Origin of the sequence: Planococcus sp. A6, from assembly GCF_028823615.1 — a bacterium.
In the GTDB taxonomy this organism is placed as follows: domain Bacteria; phylum Bacillota; class Bacilli; order Bacillales_A; family Planococcaceae; genus Planococcus.
Genome location: NZ_JAPEHT010000130.1, coordinates 1 through 8,990, shown reverse-complemented (window position 1 = coordinate 8,990; position 8,990 = coordinate 1). Strand labels below are relative to the sequence as shown.

Annotated in this window: 9 protein-coding genes; 1 reads left to right on the top strand and 8 read right to left on the bottom strand. The window is 49.5% G+C overall.

The window, feature by feature from the left end:
- From ON064_RS15285 to ON064_RS15275, 3 genes are all read right to left on the bottom strand, one after another.
- On the bottom strand, nt 1-311 hold a 311-nt coding region (locus tag ON064_RS15285; protein WP_274625455.1), incomplete at its 3' end, for a 23S rRNA (pseudouridine(1915)-N(3))-methyltransferase RlmH.
- 89 nt (nt 312-400) lie between these two features.
- Entirely contained in the window at nt 401-565 is a 165-nt protein-coding gene (locus ON064_RS15280) for a CxxH/CxxC protein (protein WP_274625454.1), read from the bottom strand.
- Between the two features lie 315 nt (nt 566-880).
- The gene (locus ON064_RS15275; RefSeq protein WP_274625453.1) at nt 881-2,083 is read right to left on the bottom strand and encodes a S1C family serine protease; all 1,203 of its coding nucleotides are present in this window, start codon (nt 2,081-2,083) and stop codon (nt 881-883) included.
- Between the two features lie 210 nt (nt 2,084-2,293).
- Between ON064_RS15275 and ON064_RS15270 the strand changes: the two genes are divergently transcribed.
- On the top strand, nt 2,294-2,467 hold the full coding sequence (locus ON064_RS15270) for a hypothetical protein (RefSeq protein ID WP_274625452.1): 174 nt from the start codon (nt 2,294-2,296) through the stop codon (nt 2,465-2,467).
- A 129-nt stretch (nt 2,468-2,596) separates the two neighbouring features.
- Here ON064_RS15270 and ON064_RS15265 read toward each other — a convergent pair whose 3' ends face one another.
- From ON064_RS15265 to yycF, 5 genes are read right to left on the bottom strand one after another with little or no spacing between them, the layout of a single operon-like run.
- Nucleotides 2,597-3,385, bottom strand: coding sequence for an MBL fold metallo-hydrolase (locus ON064_RS15265; RefSeq protein ID WP_274625451.1), 789 nt, complete (start codon nt 3,383-3,385; stop codon nt 2,597-2,599).
- A 13-nt stretch (nt 3,386-3,398) separates the two neighbouring features.
- On the bottom strand, nt 3,399-4,202 hold the full coding sequence (locus ON064_RS15260; protein WP_274625450.1) for a two-component system regulatory protein YycI: 804 nt from the start codon (nt 4,200-4,202) through the stop codon (nt 3,399-3,401).
- A complete protein-coding gene (locus tag ON064_RS15255; RefSeq protein ID WP_274625449.1) occupies nt 4,189-5,514 on the bottom strand; it encodes a YycH family regulatory protein in 1,326 nt (441 codons plus the stop codon). Before ON064_RS15255 ends, ON064_RS15260 begins: the two co-directional genes overlap by 14 nt.
- Nucleotides 5,505-7,331, bottom strand: coding sequence for a cell wall metabolism sensor histidine kinase WalK (gene walK / locus ON064_RS15250; protein ID WP_274625448.1), 1,827 nt, complete (start codon nt 7,329-7,331; stop codon nt 5,505-5,507). The genes ON064_RS15255 and walK overlap by 10 nt, the downstream gene beginning before the upstream one ends.
- Before the next feature lie 5 nt (nt 7,332-7,336).
- Nucleotides 7,337-8,044: a response regulator YycF gene (gene yycF / locus ON064_RS15245; protein WP_058382289.1), complete on the bottom strand. Its 708-nt coding sequence runs from the start codon at nt 8,042-8,044 to the stop codon at nt 7,337-7,339.
- Nucleotides 8,045-8,990: the final 946 nt, after the last annotated feature.

Here is an 8,990-nt window from a genome sequence, read left to right as displayed (position 1 = left end):
ACGACTTTGCTGCGGCCGTAGGTCATGAGCGATTCCATGTCTTTGGCGAGTTGCTCGGAGGTCTTCATTTTGCCGTCAATCGCCAGGGCGATGACGTAGGCGTCTTGCGGGATTTTGGCGAGTATGCGCTCGCCTTCTTTCTTTTTAACGATTTCCATATCCGCTCCGCTCAATTGCTCCGGCGCTTTTTCATCCGCGACTTCTACCTCTGTAATTTTTGCATAAGCCCCTAAGCGTTTTGCATATTCTGCAATGCCCGCTTTCAAGTATTTCTCTTTCAGTTTTCCGACGGTGACAATTGAAATGTTCACAACTTATCCCCCTTTACACGAAATTTACAAACAAGTTGCCCACAGAGTTTATGCACATATCCACAGGTGATTCTACATATTGTAGAATTTTATTTACTCGCCACAAGATACAATGCTTGTTCTTCACAGTAGTTGCACTTTGTGGATAACTTTTCGCTATCTGATAATTCAGTCAGTATAGGATAGCTTTCCGTTTTGGCAACAAATTCTTCAAGCCCTTGTCCCACGTGCGTTTGGCAGCAATATAACTCCATTTTTACGCCCCCTTTCGATTTCCGAATATTCAACACAGTTATACACATTTCGTTCCCTTTTATCCACAATCCATTTTAACAGATATAAAACCCTACGGATAGCGAAGCTTTTGTCACCTGTGGATTGTTAACAATCGATTTTTAACAAAAAAGTTATCCACATGCCATTTTCCCGAACAATTGCTCCATTTCAGCTAAAAATTCGTGCTACGAAGTGTATAATATTCAGCTGATTTTTGGTCCTTCCTTTAATTTCGGCAAATGAAAAAAGCAGTTCCAATTGGTGCATAAAGCACTCCTTGGAACTGCTGGATCTTACAAGGTGGAATTATCGGTGAGCTCAAGCTCGAATTCGAGCAATTCACCGTTTCGGTACGCTTTTACTTGCAATATATCCCCAATTTGCTTTTCATTGTAGAGATGCTTGCGCAACTCGATGATATCGCCAATTTCTTCTCCATCCATTTCAACGATAACATCGTATTGGCGCATGCCCGCTTCATCCGCTGCAGAAGACGGGACAACCGAACTCACGACGACACCCGCCGTGACGTCTTCCGTCAAATTCAATGTGTCTTCGCGGTATGTGCTCGGCACTTGCGCCAAATCAATCAGCGTAATGCCCATTGCCGGACGCACCATTTCACCCGTTGCTTCAAGTTGATTGATGACCGGCAGTGCCGAGTTGATTGGGATCGAGAAGCCGATTCCCTCGACTTGCGAAGTGGCGATTTTCATCGAGTTGATGCCAATCAATTGCCCTGCCAAATTGACGAGCGCACCGCCGCTGTTTCCGGGGTTGATCGCTGCATCTGTCTGCAAGACTTCCGCTTGCCAGTCTTCTGTGCCGTCGCCGTCCAGGTCGACTGGAACTGCCCGGTCAGTGCCTGACACGACGCCGCTCGTCACAGAACCTGAGAATTCAAGGCCAAGCGGATTGCCGATCGCGATGACCGCTTCACCGCGCTTCAACGCATCCGAATCACCCAGCTCTACAACACCCTGCACTTTCTCGTTGCTCATTTCAAGAACAGCGAGATCGGTCCAAATATCGCTGCCGACCACTTGTGCGTCGACTTTCGTCCCGTCGGCCAACGTCACTTCGATGCCGCTCGCGCCATCAACGACGTGATGGTTCGTCACGACATACGCGGTATCGCCTTCACTTTTATAAATGACGCCAGAGCCCGTGCCGACTGCCTGTTCCTGGCTTTGCGAGAAGAAATCCCCGCCTGTCTGGAGATTTGACACGCCAACTACCGCATCCGACGCCTCATCGACTGCTTTCGTCACATCGGTCGTGATATCAAGCGATGCGCCTTGCTGTTCACGGCTTTGCTGCTGGATCTGGGTGCCGGAATCCGCCGAATCGGTCCCTGGCAATAAGCCTGGTGCTTGCGAAAACAATACCCACATCAACAGCGCCCCGACCATCACGCCGAACACCCCTGCAAAAAAACTACCCGCAAGGCTCGGCTTCGGCTGCCTGCCATTCGGCGTTTGATTGTAATAACCCATAGCCTCCATCCTCTCTTTTGCCTCTCTTTTTATCATAAGATGTACCCGCCAAAATGCAAGCAATCCTCCCTGTATGAGCCTGTCAGGAAGTCATAATCCAACTTACTTTGTACACTTTTTAACTGGGTGATTGGGTTCAACTCAGTTAGATGATACCCGCCAGCAGCTGTTGGTGCGGTCTCTATATTAATTCCAAACTAGCTGATGGGAATGGAGGCGGCGACTCCTGCGGGGACAGCGCGAGCTGAAGACCCTGGACTGAGCGCAGCGAGGGAAGCGACTGAAGCCGTGCCCGCGGAAAGCGTCCGCCGCAATGAGCATCAGCGGCTCAATGCGAGCCCCCGGCAGCTGGCACCGCGACGTCCTGTCGCGCCAGCTGCATGACCCACATCCTGTGATCCTGTGGGCCCGAAAGCGTCCACTTTCACGGACATCAGCAGGTCAAAAAAACTAAAAAACTGTCCCACAAGCCATTTCTAAGGCTTCTGGGACAGTCTCTCCTCTTACATCTATTCACACCACAACCAAAGGCGTCGCTTCAGTCGGCGAGGTATCAAACAAATCGACATAATCGCCGACGAAGATGCCTTTTGTCTGCAATGTCTGCTCGACGCTCATGCGCGCGAGGTCTTTCATGTTATTATCTTTGCTCAAATGCGACAAGTAGATACGCGTCGGTTTCTCCGCAAGTACTTCCGACATCGCCACCGCCGCATCTTCATTCGACACGTGCCCGACGTCGCTCAGGATGCGTCGTTTGACCGACCATGGGTAGCGCCCCATCTGCAGCATACCAATGTCGTGATTGCTCTCAAAGACATACGCATCGGATGCGCCGATGATGCCTTTCATGCGGTCGCTGACATAGCCCGTATCGGTGATCAGCGCAAGCTTCCTGCCGTTCTCGTGAAACACATAGAACATCGGGTCCGCTGCATCATGCGACACGCCGAACGACTCGATGTCGAGGCCGCCGAACGATTTCGTCGTCTCCATATCGAAATGGAAACGCTGTTCGACAGGGATCGCACCGACCAGCCCGTCCATCGCCGTCCAGGTTTTGGCGTTGGCGTAAATCGGCACTTTATGGCGGCGCGCGGCGATGCCAAGCCCTTTAATATGATCGCTATGCTCGTGGGTGACCAGAATGCCGTCGAGCTTGCCCATATCGCGGCCGATGGAGGCGAATAACGACTCCAATTTCTTGCCGCTGAGCCCTGCGTCCACTAAAAACGCATGCTCGTCGTTTTCTATATAAATGGCATTGCCAGTCGAACCGCTGGCCAATACACTGAAGCGCATAGTTAAAATCTCCTTACTCTGCTGTTTCCTCGTTCTGTTTGTTCAATTCAATGACACCATCCTTGATGGCATTGACGAAATGATCCGTTTCCACACCTTCGGAATCCTTCACGCGGATGCGCCAAGTGGGGACGAACATTTGCCGGTTCTCCGATACTTGTACATGTGTCGAATAGCCAAGTTCGGCTTCGGTGATGCGGCTGTTTGTTTCCAATAAGCTCTTCTGGTAAAGAGTGTGGATTGCCTGAAGCGGCGAGATCAATTTCTTCTGTTCTTCATTTTCGATGATATTGTCGAACAATGTCTGCTCAAAACCGATAACAGCGTCATTCTCATCCCAGAACACGGTCAATTGGCCGCCCTTGCTATAAAACAACGGGACACCCGCCATCTGCTGGAAAAACACCGCGTGGTTCTGATCTTCATCGATTTGCCAAAGGCTGTATTCCGAGCTTTCCGGAACTTCCTCTTCAATGAAGGCTGCCAATGCGTCTGCTTTGTCGCCCTCCAAGTCAATCGGTTCATCGTAAGTTACTTGCAGCATCCGGTCTTCCAGGACGTTGACGATGCCGTCAATATCCAATTCGGTGCCAGCAAAAGATTTCGATTCACCGCGTACGTATGGCTTGTCTTCTGAGACTTCCGGCAAAGCGGAATAAGTGATATTATCACCGCGTAATTTCTCATCGATGGTCGATTCCGGAAGCAATTCAATTCGTTCTGCTTCCGTATAGCGGTCGATATACAACGAATACAAGAAGACATTTAGAATCGAAAAGACAACTATGAAAATGGTTTTTGTTTTACTCCAATCCAAGCTTCACGCCTCCTACTGATTCGTCAGATAGCCGTGTCCATTTGCCATTTGCTTTATAATACCAAGCGGGTTGAAAGGTGATCAAAGGCTCTGATTCAGTCAGTTCGTAGCCGATCGTTACCGCTTCAATCGTCGATAGGTCCATTTCAAGTCGGGCCAAAGCATCCAACACCGCTTCGCCAGACGCCATTTCAATTGTGCGGGTTTCTGCGACCGAATCAAGCAAGTAAGTCGGGCGGCTATAGCGGAATGCCTGCTCAATGCCGTTGTCTATGCCCCATTCTACATCTAAACTTACAGCTGTCGTATTGCTGAAAACCGGAGAACCTTCGAAAAACAGCTGATAGCTGATCTGTTGATTGACCGATTTCATGCCAAAATACACGTATTGATCGGTCCATCCTCCATGCTCATTAACAAAGTTGATGGAGTTGAACACGAGATCGGACGGAATCGCCGGGTCAGAGGTTTCGGCTTTAGGTTGCACGTAATTGATGCTTTTCTGGCTATCCAATTCACGCATGATCGCACCCGAATCATCGGTGAACTCCTCACTTTGCAGATCCCCTGCAAATTCCGCAGACGGGCTGTCCATAATGGCATCCGCAAAGATTGCCGCCGAGGTTTCTTCCAATAGGTAGTCAAAGCCAGTCTTCTCTATCGGATCTTCCGGCACATAAACCGGCAAATTGCCGATGCGCGGATCCGTGATGTAGCGATCATATTCTTCCGACTGTTGCACATAATCGCCGCGGAATTTTACCAACTCTGTTTCTGATACTTGTGCCTCGTATACACGGCCTGAGCCGGTGTTGATAAAATAAATGATGGAATCGGGATTTTCCTCTGTTCCCCATTCGACAACGACGCGGTTGAATGTCGATTCTGGTAAATTATTATCGGTAATGTCCATAATGACATCGAACACAGGGAACGGCACAGCACCTGGATAATACAGCACGGTGCGCCCTGGATTTTGTAAATATTGCTTCAGTACTTCTGTCCCTGCTTCTTCTTCGAATATCTGGACATCGGAAATTTGCCATTGCTGGATTGTTTCCAGCATCTCTTCGATTTCAGTCTGGGAAAAAGTGCCGGTCACTTTATCTTCGTGATGATACAGCACTTTCACCGGCCGGACGACTTCGTCTGCACTGCGCTTGTCGCCGATTGCCACGTCCACTTGTGTAGGCGTTTCAATCTCTTCAAGCGACGGGGTGAAGGTCCAAATCGTGAAGGTCAGCGCTAAGCTGAGAAAAATCAGAATGAACAGGGCAATGGATTTTACATGCTCCAAATACTTCAATCCCATTCACCTCCATCATCAATTTCATATGGCAAGGTGAAGTAAATCGAAGTCCCTTTGCCGTACTTGCTTTGTGCCCAGATTCTGCCGCCATGAGCATTGATCATTTCCTTCGAAATCGCAAGGCCCAGCCCAGTTCCACCCATTGCACGCGAACGCGCACGGTCGACACGGTAGAAACGGTCGAAAATCCGCTCGACGTTTTCTTTCGGGATGCCCATTCCTTCGTCGCTGATCGAGACGAGTAATTCGCCTTCTTTCTCACGGACGGAAAAGCGCACTTTACCGCCTTCTGGTGAGTATTTCAAGGCATTGGAAATGATGTTATCGATGACTTGCGTCAATTTATCGGTATCGATTTCTACAAAATACTGCGATTTTGGCACTTTACGCTCAAATGACACGTTTTGCGATTTCGACATCTCGAAACGGTCAATAATGCGATTGAAGAACACGCCGAATTCGACCATTTCGCGGCTCAAATCCGCTTCGCTCGAATCCATCTTCGACAGTTTCAGCAAATCGTTGACGAGGCGGATCATCCTTTCCGTCTCAGTCTGCGTCACATTAAGGAAATTCGGTGCAAGATCCGGATCTTGCCAAGCACCGTCAGCGAGCGCCTCCAAATAACTGCGCATCGTCGTGAGCGGTGTCCGCAACTCATGCGATACGTTCGCCACAAACTCGCGGCGCTCCATATCGATCTTCTCCTGCTCTGTATTATCGTGCAGGACGGCGATCAAGCCGTTGACAAAACCGGTCTCTTTTTGGATGACCGAGAAAGTCGTGCGCAACAGCGTCGATTGATCCTGCGAACTGATATCGAGCGTGATTGCATCGCGCATATCGATTAAATCTTCGAATGTATAGGATTCATCCAAGCCCAGCACTGTCGTGACCGGCCGGTTGATCACTGTTTCACGTGAAACATTCAATAATTGCAAAGCCGGTTCGTTGATCAAGATGATGCGCCCTCTGCGGTCGGTCGAAAGAACACCGTCCGTCATATTGGCAAGCACCGAAGCGAGTTTTCTCCGCTCACTTTCCGTCGACTGCTGGGATTCCTGCAGCCGGTTCGTCAAATGGTTGAAAGCACGGGCCAGCTGGCCGATTTCATCTTCGCTATAGACGCGGACTTTACGCGAGAAATTACCTTTCGCCATCGCTTGCGCTTGCTTGCGCATATCGGCAATCGGCCTTGAGATCGTCTGGGCGACCAACACCCCAAGCACAGCCGTTATCACCAATGCAATGGCTGTACCCCCTGCCAAAATCGAGTTGATGGTATCCATTTGGTCATAGACGTTCTCAACTTCCGCTTTGACATAGAGCGTACCGAGCATTTCGCCCCCTACCGCTGTAATCGGCAAAGTCCTGACCCATACCCGTTCTTCCCGGTTGTCGTCTATATACGTCTGTTCCAATAAGGTCTCGCCAATAATGGAACGGCGAATTTGGTCATCTGTCGAACGCTGTCCAACTAGCGACTGATTCTCACCCGTGGAAGTTCCCAAAATACGGTAGCGATTATCGACCACGCGGATTTCATCAATATCACCCGAATCAAAATTCGTAAGGACCGACCGCAGGCTCTGCTCGATGGTCAAATCTTCATCTGTCCGGTTGCGGATCATTTCTTCGCGCACGCTGAATTCGATGATTTCCATCCGGTCTCTAATGGAGTCCTCGAAGTTCCCCCGCAATGTTCCTTCAAGCTGCTCGGAAAAATAAAGGCCGATGATCTGCATCGCCAGCAAGATCAGCAAAATATAAATCAACACAAATTTCACATGGATCGACTTAAAAAAACTGGTTTTAAGCATTCAGCCTACTCCTGTTCAGGGTTCCGCAGGTAGTAACCGACGCCGCGACGCGTCACGATCCACGCTGGGTGACTCGGATTGTCTTCGATTTTTTCACGCAAACGGCGAATCGTGACATCCACTGTCCGCACATCGCCAAAATAGTCATAGCCCCATACCGTCTGCAGCAAATGCTCACGCGTCATTACTTGCCCGATATGCTTCGCCAAATAATGCAATAGCTCGAACTCGCGATGCGTCAATTCGATCGTCTCTTCACGCTTCAACACCAAATACGCATCCGGCTGAATCGTCAACGACCCGACTTGGATATCGTTCGAGCCGACGCCTTCCTCTTCTGCCGGCACGACGTTCTGGCGGCGCAAGTTCGCTTTGACACGCGCAATCAATTCACGCGTCGAAAATGGTTTTGTCACATAATCATCGGCTCCAAGTTCAAGCCCCAGCACTTTGTCGATCTCTGAATCTTTCGCCGTCAACATGATGATCGGAAAATCGAATTTCTTGCGCACTTCGCGGCATACTTCCATGCCATCGCGGTTCGGCAGCATGATATCGAGCAGCATCAAGTCCGGCTGAATTTCTTCCGCCACTTTGATCGCCTCGTCGCCATCATAAGCCACTACCACATTAAAGCCTTCTTTTTTCAAATTAAATTGCAGGATATCCGCAATTGGCTTCTCATCATCTACAACTAATATTGTTTTATTCATCTATCTTCTCCCCCTCTGCATCCCAATTGTTCCACATGTACCTAGCCGTTTTGACATTCTTTGCTATCCTTTACTTTATCATTATTTCAAGCATTTCGCACCTTTGGATGGTCACAGCGGGGCTCAACGGCGCACGGATTCTAGAGGCGTAAAAGCCTGACGATGATAGCGAGAGATTTCGTATAGACATATTTTTGTGTGCTAATTAAGCATCATATTGGCCTTCGCCGCCCTGCTTTGGGTTGGCCTTTGGCAGTAAGCCAAAAAGAACACTTGTCTTGCTGCGTCGGCTCACCCCTTTACGCTGGGCGGCTTGAAGATTTCGTTGAGTCGAGTGTGTTCAGGTAGTTCTGCTTCTATAACCAGTTGCCGGCTAGTGGGGAATCGCTTCTCGGAAAATATATAAGAAGATAGCGGGAGTTCGTGTGTCGAACTATCTCTGCATTCTACTTTTTCTTCCTCTTATTATTCGCCGCTCTGCTTTGGGTTGGCCTCTTGCCATAAGCCCGGAAGAACACCTGTCTTACGGCGTCGGCTCACCCCTTTACGCTGGGCGGCTGAGAGATTTCGTTGATTCAGGTGCGTTTAAATAGATCTGCTTCTGTACGAGTTGCCGGCTAGCGGGGGAATCGCTTCCCAAGATGCAGCATCTGACAGATAGGTGCTTGAACCGAATATCTTGTTGGAAGATGAGGATTAAAAATCGCATTCTCTTTGATCCAAATGATACGAGCTACAAAACATGACGCATTTCCTCATTTCCTATCGAGTGGATAGAAGAAGTTTTCTTCACCTCTAAAACTAGAGACGGAGTGGAAGGGGCCGACGCCTGGGGGACCGAGCGGGCTGACGAGACAATTGTGCCGCGCTCTTTGGCACATTGGCTCAATACCCGCCCCATTCCCGGGCAGCTGAAAGCGCGACGTCCTGTCGCATCAGCTGCATG